General features: G+C 72.6%; 11 protein-coding genes and 2 pseudogenes. 3 read left to right on the top strand and 10 right to left on the bottom strand.

Annotated features, from left to right (window positions below; translation table 11 throughout):
- Together MMR14E_RS15750 and argJ are read right to left on the bottom strand one after the other, a co-directional pair.
- Nucleotides 1-188 (bottom strand): annotated as a pseudogene (locus MMR14E_RS15750) (SIMPL domain-containing protein); the annotation flags it as partial.
- The gene (argJ, locus tag MMR14E_RS15745; RefSeq protein ID WP_331315550.1) at nucleotides 185-1,435 is read right to left on the bottom strand and encodes a bifunctional glutamate N-acetyltransferase/amino-acid acetyltransferase ArgJ; all 1,251 of its coding nucleotides are present in this window, start codon (nucleotides 1,433-1,435) and stop codon (nucleotides 185-187) included. The gene argJ and the pseudogene MMR14E_RS15750, both read right to left, overlap by 4 nt.
- 230 nt (nucleotides 1,436-1,665) lie before the next feature.
- Here argJ and MMR14E_RS15740 point away from each other — a divergent pair, with 230 nt between their 5' ends.
- Together MMR14E_RS15740 and MMR14E_RS15735 are read left to right on the top strand one after the other, a co-directional pair.
- Nucleotides 1,666-2,100, top strand: a complete 435-nt coding sequence (locus MMR14E_RS15740) for a histidine kinase (RefSeq protein ID WP_331315548.1) — start codon at nucleotides 1,666-1,668, stop codon at nucleotides 2,098-2,100.
- Nucleotides 2,101-2,656: 556 nt separating this feature from the next.
- Nucleotides 2,657-4,603 (top strand): methyl-accepting chemotaxis protein, encoded by a 1,947-nt coding sequence (locus tag MMR14E_RS15735; RefSeq protein WP_331315547.1) that lies wholly within the window; start codon nucleotides 2,657-2,659, stop codon nucleotides 4,601-4,603.
- A 9-nt stretch (nucleotides 4,604-4,612) separates the two neighbouring features.
- On the opposite strand, the gene MMR14E_RS15730 is transcribed toward MMR14E_RS15735, so the two are convergent.
- The 7 genes from MMR14E_RS15730 to MMR14E_RS15700 form a co-directional block, all read right to left on the bottom strand.
- Nucleotides 4,613-5,473 (bottom strand): TetR/AcrR family transcriptional regulator, encoded by an 861-nt coding sequence (locus MMR14E_RS15730; protein WP_331315546.1) that lies wholly within the window; start codon nucleotides 5,471-5,473, stop codon nucleotides 4,613-4,615.
- 127 nt (nucleotides 5,474-5,600) lie between these two features.
- Nucleotides 5,601-6,434: a pyrroline-5-carboxylate reductase gene (gene proC, locus MMR14E_RS15725; protein ID WP_419539352.1), complete on the bottom strand. Its 834-nt coding sequence runs from the start codon at nucleotides 6,432-6,434 to the stop codon at nucleotides 5,601-5,603.
- Nucleotides 6,431-6,940 (bottom strand): YbjN domain-containing protein, encoded by a 510-nt coding sequence (locus MMR14E_RS15720; RefSeq protein WP_020090942.1) that lies wholly within the window; start codon nucleotides 6,938-6,940, stop codon nucleotides 6,431-6,433. Before MMR14E_RS15720 ends, proC begins: the two co-directional genes overlap by 4 nt.
- 290 nt (nucleotides 6,941-7,230) lie before the next feature.
- The gene (locus MMR14E_RS15715; RefSeq protein WP_331315545.1) at nucleotides 7,231-7,515 is read right to left on the bottom strand and encodes an accessory factor UbiK family protein; all 285 of its coding nucleotides are present in this window, start codon (nucleotides 7,513-7,515) and stop codon (nucleotides 7,231-7,233) included.
- A 204-nt stretch (nucleotides 7,516-7,719) separates the two neighbouring features.
- The gene (locus MMR14E_RS15710; protein ID WP_331315544.1) at nucleotides 7,720-7,968 is read right to left on the bottom strand and encodes a hypothetical protein; all 249 of its coding nucleotides are present in this window, start codon (nucleotides 7,966-7,968) and stop codon (nucleotides 7,720-7,722) included.
- A 133-nt stretch (nucleotides 7,969-8,101) separates the two neighbouring features.
- Nucleotides 8,102-8,818, bottom strand: coding sequence for a PhoH family protein (locus MMR14E_RS15705; protein WP_331315543.1), 717 nt, complete (start codon nucleotides 8,816-8,818; stop codon nucleotides 8,102-8,104).
- 576 nt (nucleotides 8,819-9,394) lie between these two features.
- Nucleotides 9,395-11,794, bottom strand: coding sequence for an ATP-dependent helicase (locus MMR14E_RS15700; RefSeq protein WP_331315541.1), 2,400 nt, complete (start codon nucleotides 11,792-11,794; stop codon nucleotides 9,395-9,397).
- 145 nt (nucleotides 11,795-11,939) lie between these two features.
- On the opposite strand from MMR14E_RS15700, the pseudogene MMR14E_RS15695 reads away from it, so the two are divergent.
- Nucleotides 11,940-12,353: pseudogene (locus MMR14E_RS15695) on the top strand (AsmA protein); the annotation flags it as partial.
- Between the two features lie 95 nt (nucleotides 12,354-12,448).
- Here the strand turns inward: MMR14E_RS15695 and MMR14E_RS15690 are convergent.
- Nucleotides 12,449-14,584 carry a S9 family peptidase gene (locus MMR14E_RS15690; RefSeq protein ID WP_331315540.1) on the bottom strand — a complete coding sequence of 712 codons (2,136 nt, stop codon included), beginning with the start codon at nucleotides 14,582-14,584 and terminating at the stop codon, nucleotides 12,449-12,451.
- Between the last annotated feature and the right edge of the window lie 148 nt (nucleotides 14,585-14,732).

Here is a 14,732-nt window from a genome sequence, read left to right as displayed (position 1 = left end):
GCGTCGAGGGCGGCCGCCGCGGTCGGGCCGCGCGCCTCGATGCCGATCGTCACTTCGGCGAAGTCCGGCGCCCGCGTCTCCGACGCGCGCCCGACGACGCCGATGTGGCGCTTGCACGCCGCGTCGTCGGCCCGCGCCCCGGTCGCCAGGCTCAGGACGAGGAGCGTGCCGGCCAGGATCGCCCTCACGAGCGGTAATCCCCGTTGATCTCGACGTAGGCCTTGGTCAGGTCGCAGGTCCAGACGCGGGCCGAGCCCTCTCCCAGGCCGAGATCGACCCGGACCGTGATCTCCGGCTCGCGCATCACGGCGCTCGCCGCCGCCTCGCTGTAGTCGGGATCGCGGGCGCCCTGGACGGCCACCCGCACGTCGCCGAACCAGATCGCGAGCCGGTCGCGGTCGGCGGGCTCGCCGGCCTTGCCCACGGCCATCACCACGCGGCCCCAGTTGGCGTCCTCGCCCGCCACCGCGGTCTTCACCAGCGGCGAGTTGGCGATCGACATCGCGATGCGGTGCGCGGAGGCGTCGCTCTCGGCGCCGGTCACCCGCACGGTGACGAACTTGCGCGCGCCCTCGCCGTCCTTCGCGACGAGCTGGGCCAGCTCGACCAGCAGGCCGTCGAGCGCCTCCCGGAAGCCGGCGAGACGCGGGTCGGCGGGGTCGGTGACCGCCGGGTTGCCGGCCTTGGCGGTGGCGAACAGCATCAGCGTGTCGGAGGTGGAGGTGTCGCCGTCCACGGTCACGCAGTTGAAGCTCGTCCGCGTCCCGGCCGAGAGGAGCGCCTGCAGCACGTCCCGCGGCAGGGCCGCGTCGGTGAAGACGAAGGACAGCATCGTCGCCATGTCGGGGGCGATCATGCCGGCGCCCTTGGCGATGCCGTTGATCGTCACGCGCACGCCGTCGATCTCGGCCGCGCGGGTCGCGAGCTTCGGGAAGGTGTCGGTCGTCATGATCGCCCGGGCCGCCGCGGTCCAGGCGGCCGGCCCGTCCTCGGCCCGGGCCGCGCACTCCGCCAGCACGCCGGCGAATCGCTCCGCCGGGAGCGGCTCGCCGATCACGCCGGTCGAGGCGACGTAGACCTCGCGCGCGCCGCAGCCCGCCGCCTCCGCGGCGATCTCGACGGTGCGCGCCACCGCGTCGCGCCCGAGCCGGCCCGTGAAGGCGTTGGCGTTGCCGGAATTGACCACGAGCGCCCGCGCCGACCCGTCCGCCAGGGCGTCGCGGCACCAGTCCACCGGGGCCGAGGGGCATTTCGAGCGGGTGAACACGCCGGCCGCCCGGGTCCCGGGCTCGAGGGCGACGTAGAGCACGTCGGTGCGGCCGCTGTAGCGGATCCCCGCCTGGGCGGTCGCGATCCGCACGCCCGGCAGGGGCGGCAGGTCGGGCATCGCGGTGGGCGCCAGCGGGGAGACGGGAGGGGCTTTCGCGGACGACATCGGCTCGGGCTCCGGCAGCGCGCGGCTCAGGTCCCGCGGCGGCCCGGTGTTGCCCGCGCGACCCCGCCGGCGTCAACTCCGTGCCCAGCCTATGATCACGCCGCGGGAGTGCTTCGCCTTTGTGCAACCGCGGCGCCGAATGCGGCGGGTTCGCGGCGCCGGGCTTGCGTGTGGATTGCATCCCAGCTTAGCATGCTGCATCGCAAAGCCAGCGCGAAGTCGAGTGCGGAATGCCCCCAGCCGACGTCGAGACTGCCTCGAGCAGCCTTCCCCAGGGCAGCTGCTACCGGATCCAGGTCCTGGTCGTCGGCCGCCACAAGCGCTGGCGCGACGAGGTCTCGGCCCAGGTCCGGATGCTGGGCTATCAGGTCACCGCCTGCGACCGCGGCGTCGACGCCATGACGGTGCTGGCCCTGGGCCTGCCGGTGGACGTGATGGTGGTCGATACCGCGCTCCAGGGCGGCCTGTGCTGCGCGCAGCTCGCCGTCGAGGCGCGGGCCCTGCGCCCGGCCCTGCGCATCATCCTCGCCAGCGACCCGGTCGACGCGATGGGGCCGGAGGCGTCGGCCCGCGTTCCCGACGCGCTGCTCGTCCCGCGCGACCAGTTCCAGAACGGGATGGTCGCCACGACCATGCGCGAGGCGCTGGCGAATCGCGCGGCCTGAAGAACGGCGCGATGACCTGACCGAGCCGGACGGCCCGGGGCCTGAAGAGCGGCGCAGCGCGTCGATCGGGCCGCGGCCGCCGCGATTCGACGCGCCTGCGTGCACGTTCGAGCCTGTCGAGATCGAGGTTTCCCGGCCGATGTCGGCGACGCGGGCCGGTCCGCGCGGCCAGTCCAATGCAGCGCCGCGAGATCCGGGCGAAGAGTGATTTCCGCGGAGTCGCGACGCGGCTCGGCGGCGGACACGCGCAAGGCGAAGGCTTCGGGCAGGCCGCGGCGCGCGGTCAGGACTGGTCCATCGCGACGAGAACGCGCGGATTGCCGTTTGGGCGCGTGGCCCGGCGTCTGCAGCGGGCCCGCGCGCGCGTGAGATCTGATCGATCTCGAAATATCGGCGCCGTATATCTGTAGTACAAGTTGAACTTGATCGGGTGACGCGATGTTGTCATGATCCTGTGGTCTATCGATGTGCCGAGAAACCGGCCCGTTCTGTGGAAGATATGCCCGTGAGAATTGGGATACGCGCGCGCCTCTACGCGGGATTTGCGATATTCGTCATGCTCACGGGCATCATCGGCGCATTCGCGATCTACCAGCAGGGTGTGATCGGCGAAGACCACGCGCTCCAGGCGCGCGTGGAGCGGGGGGCGCAATCGGTCCTGGTGATCGACGGTCACGCCGCACGCCTCATCGGAACGGCGGAGCGGTACCGGCTCCAGCCCAGTCCCGATCTGATCGCCGCGATGGAGCAGACCCGGCAGGCGATCGAGCAGACCTGCGACACGTACTTCTCGCTGGCCATCACGGACGGAGGGCGGAAGCTGTACGACGACGTGCGGGCCGCCGCCCGCGCGATGGAGCCGGAGCTGGAGCGCCTCGCGGCCACGGGTGCGAGCCTGCGCGAGGCCAGGGCGAAACTCTACGAGACCGGCAATACCCTCACCACTCTCCTCGGCAACCTGCTCGCGGACGTGCGTGCCCGGGGCGGTGAGGCGATGCTGGCGCGGGCCGAGCACATCGAGAACGCGGTCCTGCGGTCCCGCATCGCGTCGGCCCGCTTCGTGATCGGCCTGGATCCGCAGGACCGCGGCGCCTTCGAGCAGCGGGCCGAGCAGGCTCTGGCGGCCCTGGACGCGTTCAGGAACACGCAGGGCGGCGCGGCCTTCGCGCCGCAGCTCAGCGCCGTCCGCGACGCGCTGGTCGCCGCCGCGGCCGGCTTCCGCGCGTACGACCAAGCGGTGGCGGCGGCGACGGCGACGTTCGAGACCGGGATCAAGCCCCACGCCGACACGATCGACCGGCTCGGCGTCGCGCTGCGCGACCGGATCGTGGCCGCCGGCGAGCGGATTTCCCGAGAGACCGCGCTGGCCGCGTCACGGGCGCGGTACATCCTGATCGGCCTCGTCGCCGCGGCCCTGCTCCTCGGGGCCGTCCTGGCCTTCGTGCTGGCCCGCAGCATCATCCGGCCGGTCGCCGGCATGACGGAGGCGATGACGCGCCTGGCCGGCGGCGACCTCCAGGTCGCGGTGCCCTACCGCGACGCGACCGACGAGATGGGCGCGATGGCCAGGGCCGTCGACATCTTCCGCCAGAACGCCGTCGCCCGGGCGGAGCTCGAGGCGGCGCAGGCCGCCGAGCAGGCGGGGCGCCTCCGGCGCGCCCAGCGGGTCGACGAGCTCGTCCACGCCTTCCAGCAGAGGATCGCCGCCTCCCTCGAGATCGTCACGGCGGCGACCAGCGCGCTCGACGCGACCGCGCAGGCGATGACCCGGGTGGCCGACAACACCAACACCCAGGCGATGACGTCGAGCTCGGCCGCCGCCCAGACCTCGGCCAACGTCCAGACCGTCGCGGCCGCCGCCGAGGAGATGGTCTCCTCGCTTCAGGAGATCGAGCGGCAGGTCGTGCGCTCCAACGCGGTGGCGGGTCACGCCGCCCACGAGGCCGAGGCGACCAACGCCGCCATGGCGAGCCTGCGCGCCGCCGCCGAGCAGATCGGCGCCGCCGTGATCATGATCTCCGGCATCGCGAACCAGACCAACCTGCTGGCCCTCAACGCCACGATCGAGGCGGCGCGGGCCGGCGCGGCGGGGCGCGGCTTCGCGGTCGTGGCGTCCGAGGTGAAGGAACTCGCCGCGCAGACGGCCCGGGCGACCGAGGAGATCGGCGGCCAGATCGCCGCGATCCAGGCGGCCTCCGGGCAGGCCGCGGAGGCGATGGCGCAGATCGCCCGCACGATCGCAGCCGTGAACGAGATCAGCGGCGCCATCGCGGCGACCGTCGTGCAGCAGACGGCGGCCACCGGCGAGATCTCGCGCAACGCCGGCGAGGCGGCCCGGGGGACGGAGGGCGTCTCGGCCAACGTGGCACGCGTGCTGGCCGCCGCCCGGGAGGCCGGGAGCGCCGCCGCGCAGGTTCAGAGCGCCGCGTCCGAGCTGGCGACGCAGTCCCTGACGGTCAAGCGCGAGGTCGACAGCTTCCTCAGCGACATCCGGGCCGCGTGAGCGACCGACCTAGATGGCGGCGGCGGGATCGCTCTCGTCGCCGTCGCCGTCGCGGCTCCGCCGCTCGCGCGGCCGCCGGTCCAGGAAAGAGCGGCCGATGGCGCGCAGGGGCGCCGTCAGACGGCGGACATCCTCGGCCCGCTCCATAATGCGCTCGCCGTTGCGGATCTCCTTGTCGAGCCGCGCCATCGTCCGGGCGAGCGCCGGGTCGTCGTCGTCCAGCCAGACCTGGGTCACGCGGGCGAAGGCGATGACCACGCCCTGCAGCTTGAGCTGCCCGAGCGATCCCTCGGTGTCGATCCCGGCCGCCGCCAGCATGTAGCGGTGCGAGTTCAGCATGACGCCGTTCAGCGCCAGCATCGACAGCGGCTCGCCGCGGAGCGCGTACGCGATCCGGCGGAGCGCCCGCTTGTAGGGCTCCATGGCGTCGAGGCGGCGCATCAGCACGTCGAACAGCCGCTCGCGCGTCGGCTCCTCCTCAAGGCCCGTGAGATCGCCCTCTAGGACCTTGCGGTCGATGATGCGGGTCAGGCCGCCGAGGACGGCCCCCTTCGACGGGAACAGGTCGCGCAGCTCGGCGAGCGTGAGGCCCGCCTCGCGGGCGATGTCGCTGACCTCGATGTCGTTCCAGGGCTGCTCGGCGGCGAGGCGCATCAGGGCCTCGACGGCCGCCTCCCGGGGCGACAGCTTCGGCGCGCCGCTCGACGTCCCCCCGTCGCCTGTCCCGGCCGCGCCGTCCCGGGCCGAGGAGCCGGGCGCGACGCTCTCTTGGGCAGCACTCTCGTGGGCAGCGCTCTTCCGGGCGGTGCTTGCCTTGGCGGGGCTCGCGGCCTTGCGGGGCCGCTTCGAGGGGTCTTTGCTGTCGGTCATGGATCGGTTGCCCGGTCTGATCGGTCGTGTCGCCTCATGTAGGCGGGCGGGCCGCGAAGGGCAGGTCCGTCGCGCGGCCATGCCGCACGGACGATGCCCGATGTCAGCCCGCGCGATCGGATCGCTGTCAGCCGGACAGTTCCCCGGCCCGCCGACGGGCCGCGGCCACCGCCTCCCGCATCAGCGCGCCGAGGCCGTCGTCCCGCATCAGCACGTCGAGGGCCGCCGCGGTGGTGCCGCCGGGCGAGGTGACGTTGCGGCGCAACTCCGCCGCCTCCGCCGGGCTGGCATCGAGGAGCGCGCCGGCCCCCGCCACGGTCGCCCGGGCGAGGCTTCGGGCGACGTCGGGTTCCAGGCCGGCCGCGATGCCGGCCTCCGCCAGGGTCTCGGCCAGCAGGAAGACGTAGGCCGGTCCGGAACCCGAGACCGCCGTCACCGCGTCGATCTGCGCCTCGTCGGCGAGCCACGCCACCGCGCCGTTCGCCGCGAACAGCGCCTCCGCGGCCGCCCGCTGCTCCGGGGTGACTTCGGAACTCGCGCAGGCGCCGGTGGCGCCCCGGCCGATGCTCGCCGGCAGGTTGGGCATCGCCCGGACGATCGCGCGCGCCCGCGGCAGCCGGACGCGGAGATCCGCGACGGTCTTGCCGGCCAGGATCGAGACGACGAGCGTGTCGCGGCCGATGAGGCGGTCGAGCCCGGGAGCGGCCGCGTCCAGGCCCTGGGGCTTGATCCCCAGCACCAGGACGGCACCGGGCTCGGGATCGGGCGGGTTCAGAGCGATGCCGCGGTCGGCGCAGAGATCCACGATCGGCCGCGCGGGCACCGGGTCGATGATGGTGGTGCGGCGGGCGTTGAGGCCCGCCTCCAGCCAGCCCGCCAGCATCGCGCCGCCCATCTTGCCGGCCCCGGCCAGGACCAGGGAGGCGGGCATCCGCGCCGCGGAGGCGCCCGCGGCGGTCACGCCTCGCCTTCGGTCTCGAACAGGACGGCGTCGAGGGCCTCGCGCGCGCTCTTGCCGGCCCAGAGGACGAACTGGAACGCCTGGAAGTAGCGCTCGCAGGCGTCGACCGCCGTCTTCATCATGGTGGCGCATTGCGGGTGGGTCGGGACGGCGCCGCCAGTCAGCAGGAGCGCGTGCCGGAACATCACCACGCTGTCGGTCGTCCAGAGGTCGAAATGGCCGACCCAGAGCTGCTCGTTGATCAGCGCGATCAGGCGCATCACCTCGGTGCGCTGCCGCTCCGGCACCTTCAGGTCGAAGGCGCAGGCGACGTGCAGCGCCTCGACGTCCTCGATCCACGTGAAGGCGACGTTGTAGTCGGTCCAGCGACCGGGGCTCGTGACCGACATCTCGTCGGTTTCGGCCCGGTCGAAGATCCAGTCGCGCAGTGAGGCCAGCCGCTCGACGACGTCGAGCGGATGCTCGTTCCGGTCCGGGTCGTGGAAGTCGACGTTGAGAAGCGGCATGACGATCCAGAAGGACGACCCGGACGAGATCCGGCCCGACGTGGCGGAGACGCGAAACCGGAGCGCGAGAACACTCCGAGAACTTGAACGACCGGCAGATCTAGGCCGGCGGTGACACGATCGACTGTCGAAGCTCTGCGGACATCGCCCCGCAGCCCCCGAATCACCCTATGCCCGACTATAGACCGGCCGTGACTCGCGACACAAAGTGCAGGTCACATTCAGTGAACAGGAAACCGGATCGTCGACGCCGCTTCCTGTGTAAAAGCCCGCGGCGTTGCCGCGGAGACTCAGACCACCTCGCTCAGGCCCGCGGCGCCCGCTCCGGCGGCGCCGGATCGCGCCTCCAGGGCCGCCACGCGGGCCGTCAGGGCCTCGTTCTGCGCCTGGAGCTGGGTCACGAGGTCGCGGAGTACGTCGAGCTCCTCGCGGGAGGCGATGTCGAGGTCGCGGACGACGCGCTCGAGCTGCGCCCGGACCACGGTCTCGGCCTCGCGGCGGACGCCCTGGGCGGCGCCGGCGGCGTCGGTCATCAGGCGGGCGAGGTCGTCGAACAGTCGATTGGAGGGGGGCATCGGGGTCTCCCGGATCGGCCGGCTGCCGCGGCGGCCGCCTGACGGCGCGATTCGAGACGACGAGATAGGAATCTTCGCGATGGGGAGCAACGCCCGGACCGCCCCGAGCTCGGCCCAGGTCCGGTCCAGGTCCGGTCCAGGGCCGCTCCAAGTCCGGCCGGGGAGGCGGAGCAGGGCCGGTCGGGGCCCGCTCCGCCGACGCCATCACATGTGGCGCATCATGCGGCGGTGCATGCGCCGGTGCATCATGCGGCGCTCCATCCGGCGGTGCATCATGCGATGCTCCATGCGCCGGTGCATCATGCGGCGCTCCATCGGGGTCATGCGGACATGCGTCACCGCGTCCGGGGCCGCGACGGCGCCGGGCATGGCAGGGGCCGCCGAGGCCGGCTGGACGAGGGCGGCGCCGCCGAGGGAGGCCAGCACGGCGAAGGCGAAGGTCAGTTTCCTCACGAGGAGACTCCAGTTCTCTGAAGGCCGGGCTTGGCGCCCGGTTCATCCTCCCGGGCGGGAGGTGCGGAGAGTCGTCTCGTGCCGGGGGACGGCACGGCGGGTCTGCGAGGACCCGCCGCCATCAACTTCCGATTCAGAGATTCGTTTCCTCGAACGCCTTCACCCACTCGGCGCAGATCCCCGAGCGAACGATGTCGTTGCGGGTGAACTCAACCACCGGGACCGGCATCATCCGGCTCTTGACCATGTGCATGACGGTGCGCAGGCCGGAGGTCTCGCGCAGATCCGTCTGCGAGACGTCGCCGTTGATGATGACCTGGCAATCGTCGCCGATCCGGGTCAGGAACATCTTGATCTCGTTGATCGTGGTGTTCTGCGCCTCGTCGAGGATCACGAGGCAGTTCTTGAAGGTCCGGCCGCGCATCACCTCGAACGGGACGATCTCGATGTCGCCGGTCTTCAGGGCGATCTCGAAGGCGGCGGCGCCCATGCGCTCCTTCATGGCCTCGGTGAGCGGCGCGACCCAGGGGGCGATCTTCTCTTCCAGGGTGCCGGGGAAGTAGCCCAGCGACCGGCCCGAGGGCACGTTCGGGCGGGTGATGACCACCTTGGCGATGCGGCGCTGGCGGAGCTGGTCCGCCGCGCGGGTGCCGGCGATGAAGGTCTTGCCGGTGCCGGCGGGCCCCAGGACGATGACCTGCGGCGAGCGGGCGAGGGCGTCGAGGTACTCGGCTTGGCGTTCGGTGAGCGGTTGGATGGGAGCGAGATTGCGTTCTTCGTCGAAGCGTGTGCGATGAATGCGGGACGTGCGGTCTTCAACCAGTTCAAGTCGTGCGCGGCGTCTCTTCATGGATGTACACTCCAACGGGACTTGCCAACCTGGATCTGTTTCTGAACTGCCGTTTACCTGCTTGCTCCCGGTTCTACTCGTTTGCGGAACTTAATACCGGCCCCAGGCCGAAGGTTCCGCCCCGCGCTCGCCCGCCTGTGGAGAGCGTCACGACGTTCCGTGCGCGGCCGAATACGCGATGCAACTGGCGCACCATCGCGATTCGCGCCCGACGATTGCGCGTCGGGTGTGACTAAGGGGTGACGGTCGGTGGCGAGGCTTCGAAAAAGCCGCGCGGCTGGCGCGGATGCATCAGCGACGGGCCGCGCGATACGACGTCCGGCTGACGGGCCACCGCCGTCCTCGCGAGCGGGGCGAAGCGATCCCGGCGGCGCCAGGCTCGCCGATGTCGGGCCAGCCTGGATGGCCGCGCTCCGCTCGCGAAGACGGTGCGGGCTGCAGGGACGGAAAACGCTGGCCGGGAACCGTATCACACGGGATGGTGCGGCATCCGGCACGATCTCCGATCCTCCCCGCCCGCGCGGGCGAAGCCGGCCGACCCTGCCGCCCTGACACGTCCGGGCTTGGTCGGCGGGACTAGCTCGATCCGGCCTGGACGAAGCTGTCGAGGACCATCTTCCGGCCGGCCTTGTCGAAGTCAACGGTCAGCTTGTTGCCGTCGACCGCCGCGACCGTTCCGGGGCCGAACTTGGTGTGGAAGACCCGCTGGCCGCCCTGGAAGGCCGAGGGCGCGCCCGTCGACTTGGCGATCAGCTCGCCCTCGATCTGGCGGGGGCCGCCGGCATGGCCGCCGGACCGCCCGCCCGGGCCCGCCGAGCGGAAGCCGCCTCCGGACCCCGATCCGGACCCGAACCGGCTTCCCGGCGCGGTGTTGGCCTGCGCCCGCTGCCAGCCCGGCGTGCCGTAGCTCGACCCGAACGGCGCCGGGTTGCGGTCGAACCGGGAGGCGCCGGCCGAGAAGTGGGCCGGGGCCTCGACCACGTCGACCGCCGTCTCGGGCAGCTCGTCGATGAACCGGGACGGGATGGTCGAGGACCAGAGCCCGTGGATGCGCCGGTTGACCGCGAAGGACAGCTTCGCGCGCTTGCGCGCCCGGGTCAGCCCGACATGGGCGAGGCGCCGCTCCTCCTCCAGGCCGGCCCGGCCGCTCTCGTCCAGCGCCCGCTGGTTCGGGAACAGGCCGTCCTCCCAGCCGGGGAGGAACACGGTGTCGAACTCGAGCCCCTTGGCGGCGTGGAGCGTCATCAGCGAGACCCGCTCGGCGCCCTCCGCCTCGGAGGCCTCCATCACCAGGGAGACGTGCTCCAGGAAGGCCGCGAGGTCGGGGAACTCCTCCATCGAGCGGACGAATTCCTTCAGGTTCTCCAGCCGGCCGGCGGCGTCGGCGGAGCGGTCCTTCTGCCACATCTCGGTGTAGCCGGACTCCTCCAGGATGGTCTGCGCGACCTCGCTGTGCGGCTGCGACTCCGCGAGCCGCGCCCAGCGGGTGAAGCTCTCGGTCAGCGCCCGCAGGGTCGAGCGGACCCGGGGCTTCAGCTCGTCGGTCTCGCACAGGCGCGCGGCGGCGATCCGCAGCGGCACCCGGTTGGCGCGGCCGTAGGTGTGGAGCTGCTGCAGGGTGGCGTCGCCCAGCCCGCGCTTCGGCGTGTTCACGATCCGCTCGAAGGCGAGGTCGTCGCTGACGTTCACGGTGGCGCGCAGGTAGGCCAGCGCGTCGCGGATCTCGGCGCGCTCGTAGAAGCGCGGGCCGCCGATGACCCGGTAGGGCAGCCCGAGCTGGACGAACCGGTCCTCAATCTCGCGCATCTGCGCGGAGATCCGCACCAGCACGGCGATCTCCGACAGGGGGTGCTGCTTGGACTGGAGGGACTCGATCGATTCGGCGAGCATCCGCGCCTCCTCCTCGGAATCCCACGCCCCCGTCACGGTGACGCGCTCGCCCGGCTCGTCGTCGGTGCGCAGGGTCTTGCCGAGGCGGCTCTCGTTCTTGGCGATCAGCCCGGAGGCGGCCGCCAGGATGTGGCCGGTGGAGCGGTAGTTGCGCTCCAGCCGCACCACCACCGCGCCCGGGAAGTCGTGCTCGAAGCGCAGGATGTTGTCGACCTCGGCGCCGCGCCAGCCGTAGATCGACTGGTCGTCGTCGCCGACGCAGGCGATGTTCTTCCGGGACTGCGCCAGCAGGCGCAGCCACAGGTACTGGGCGACGTTGGTGTCCTGGTACTCGTCCACCAGGATGTAGCGGAACCGGTCCTGGTAATTGGCCAGGACGTCGGGGTTCTCCCGCCAGAGCTTGAGGCAGAGCAGCAGGAGATCGCCGAAATCGACGGCGTTCAGCGTCGCGAGCCGGGCCTGGTAGGCGGTGTAGAGGGCGCCGCCCTTGCCGAACGCGAAGGAAGCGGCCTCGCCCGGGGGCACCTGCTCGGGGCCGAGGCCGCGGTTCTTCCAGCCGTCGATGGCGTGGGACAGGGCCCGGGCCGGCCAGCGCTTCTCGTCGACGTTCTGGTCGGCGATGACCTGCTTCATCAGCCGGAGCTGATCGTCGGTGCCGAGGATGGTGAAGTCGGATTTGAGCCCGACCAGCTCGGCGTGGCGGCGCAGGATCTTGGTGCCGATGGCGTGGAAGGTGCCGAGCCAGGGCATGCCCTCGCCGGCCGGCCCGATCAGCGCGCCGATCCGGTGCTTCATCTCCCGGGCGGCCTTGTTGGTGAAGGTCACCGACAGGATGTCGAAGGGGCGCGCCCGCCCGGTGGCGATCAGGTGGGCGATGCGGGTGGTCAGCACCCGGGTCTTGCCGGTGCCGGCGCCGGCCAGCACCAGGATCGGGCCCTCCGTGGTCTCGACGGCGCGGCGCTGCTCGGGGTTCAGCCCCTCGAGGTAGCCGGCCGCCTCGCGGCGGAGGGCGCCCATGGCGCGGGCGGCGATGGACGTGGCGGGCGCGCCGTCCCCGGCGGACTGCGGATGCGGGGGGTTCTGCATCCCGCATCCCTGGACCAAATCGCGAACGGCGTCGAGGCCGTTCGCGCCGCGGCGGGGGCGCGGAGCCATGAAGCGCGGCTGTCCGCGCCGGGGTGATCCGCGTCCTCCGGGCTCGTCGCGCTCCGCGGCCGGCCGCCCGGTCCGNGTCGGCGACGACCTGCGCGCGGGCCGCCTCGACGTCCGCGGCACGCTCGCGGGCGGCCCGGTGCCGCGCGGCTGGAATTCCGGGCCGCCCGCAATCCAGTTCGGCCTGACCGGGCCGCTGGGCGCGCCGGAGCGGGTGCTGGACGTCGGGACCCTGTCGAACGGCCTCGCGGCCTTCGTGCTGCAGCGCGAGCTGGAGACGATCGAGCTGACCGAGGCCGACCAGGTGGAGCGGCAGCGCCGCCGCGCCCGGATCGAGATGGACCGGGCCCGCGCGGCCGCCCTCAAGGCCGCGGCCGAGAAGGCCGCCGCCGACAGGATTGCCGCCGACAGGGCCGCCGAGGAGGCGGCGAGGCGGCCGCGCAATCCGGAGGCGGGCGCCCCCTCGCCGGCGCCCGCAGAGGTTCGCCCGTGAGGCCGGCCGCGTCCTGAGGGCGGGAGGGAGCCGGCTTCCGTGAAGGCCTCGGGCCAGCACCCTGTCGGGCCCCGTGCCCGCGCGCGGTGGCGGCTCTACGCCTTCCCCACCACCATGAGCGCGAAGGCGTAGATCAGCGCCACCTCCTCCAGCCGGTCGAACCGGCCGGCGGCGCCGCCGTGGCCGGCCTCCATGTTGATCCGCAGGAGCACCGGCCCGCCGCCCGTCATGGTGGCGCGCAGCCGCGCGACCCACTTGGCCGGCTCCCAGTAGGTCACCCGCGGGTCGGTGAGCCCGCCGAGCGCCAGGATCGCCGGGTAGTCCTTGGCGGCGACGTTGTCGTAGGGCGAGTACGACAGGATCGTCCGGAAAGCGGCCTCGCTCTCGCCCGGGTTGCCCCATTCGGGCCATTCCGGCGGGGTCAGCGGCAGCTCCGCGTCCAGCATGGTGTTGAGCACGTCGACGAAGGGCACGTCGGCGACGATCCCGGCGAACAGCTCCGGCGCGAGGTTGGCCACCGCCCCCATCAGCATCCCGCCCGCCGACCCGCCATGGGCGACGATGCGCTTCTCGGACGTGTAGCGGGCCTCGATCAGCGCCCGCGCGCAGGCGATGAAGTCCGTGAAGGTGTTGGGCTTCTTCTCGCGCTTGCCGTCGAGGTACCAGCGCCAGCCCTTCTCGGTGCCGCCGCGGATATGGGCGATCGCGTAGACGAAGCCGCGGTCGACGAGGCTCAGCAGGTTCGTGCGGAACGCCGCCGGCATCAGCGTGCCGTAGGAGCCGTAGCCGTAGAGCAGCAGTGGCGCGCCGCCGTCGAGGGCGAGGTCGCGGCGGTGCAGGAGCGAGATCGGCACCTGCTCGCCGTCCGGCGCGGTGGCGAAGAGCCGCCGGGTCACGTAGGCGGCCGGGTCGTGGCCGCTCGGCACCGCCTGCCGCTTGCGCAGGAGCCGGGTGCGGGCCGCGCAGTCGTAGTCCCAGGTCTCCGACGGGGTCGTCATCGACGAGTAGACGAAGCGGATCGTGGCCGTGTCGAAGGCGAGGCCGGCCCGCAGGCCGAGGGAGTAGGCCTCCTCGGCGAAGGCGACCGTGTGCTCGGTGCCGTCGGCGAGGTCGCGCACGACGATCCGCGGCCTGGCGTTCTCGATCTCCAGCCGGACGAGGTGGCCGGCGAGGAGGTGCAGGTGGCGGATCATCACCCCGGACCGGTGCGGCACGAGGTCGGTCCAGCGGGCGCGGCCCGGATCGTCGAGCGGCGCTGTGACGATCTTGAAGTCCTCGGCGCCGTCCGCGTTGGTGCGGATGAACAGGCGGTCGCCGCGGTGCTCGACCCCGTAGATCAGCAGCGGCGTGCGCGGCTCGACGACGCGCAGGGGCGCGTCCTCGGCGTGCCGGTCGAGCAGCCGGACCTCGGAAGTCTCGTGGTCGCTCACCGTCACGTCGAGGAAGGCGCCGGACTGCGTCTTGCCGATGTGGACGAAGTAGCCGGCGTCGGCCTCCGTGTAGACGGTCTCGTCCGCGCTCTGCCCCGTGCCGACGCGGTGGCGCATCACCTTGGCGGGCCGGTGGTTCGCGTCCACCGCCACGTACCAGAAGCTCGCACCGTCCGCGGCCCAGACCGCCTCGCCGGAGGTCGCCTCGACGCGGTCGTCGAGGTCGAGGCCGGTGGCGACGTCGCGCACCCGGATCGTGTAGAGTTCCGAGCCCTTGGTGTCGACGCTCCAGGCGAGCCGGGCGTGGTCGTCGGAATGCACCGCGGCGGCGATCTCGAAGAACGGCAGGCCCTCGCCCTCGCGGTCGCCGTCGATGAGGATCGTCTCGTCCGGGTCCGCGCCCGAATCGGGTACGTCGGGCGACGTTGCCGGCCGCCGGCAGATCAGCGGGTGCTGCCCGCCCTCGCGGTGGCGCGTGTAGTAGGCGAAGGGCCCGTCCGGCTCTGGGACGCCGCTCTCGTCCTCCTGGATCCGCCCGCGCATCTCGGCGACGAGCTGCCGCCGCAGATCCGCGCTGCCGGCGAGCGCCGCCTCGGCGAAGGCGTTCTCGGCCTTCAGGTAGGCGGCGATGTCGTCCGGCAGCGCGGCCGGGTCCTTCAGGACCGTCTGCCAGTTCTCGGCCTTCAGCCACGCGTAGTCGTCGGTGATCTCCTGCCCGTGGACGCTGAAGCGTCGCGGCCGGGCCTCGGCCACCGGGGCGCCGGTCCTGTGCGCGAGCAAGCCGTGGCCGATCTCCGTCATCGTCTCTCCCGTCGGGTCCCGTCGCGCGCCGGTGTCGCGTCCGGGTGAGCGGATGTGTCCCGCCGGGCGCGCGGATGCAAGGCGTCCGGGGGCAGGGCCGGGGCGGGAGCCCTGTGCCGCCGGCGCGCTCCCGCGCCGGGNCCGGACC

The sequence above is a fragment of the Methylobacterium mesophilicum genome (genome assembly GCF_036441335.1).
Classification (GTDB): Bacteria; Pseudomonadota; Alphaproteobacteria; order Rhizobiales; family Beijerinckiaceae; genus Methylobacterium; species Methylobacterium mesophilicum_B.
Note: the sequence above shows the minus strand (reverse complement) of the source record. Positions and strands in the feature narration are given on the sequence as shown.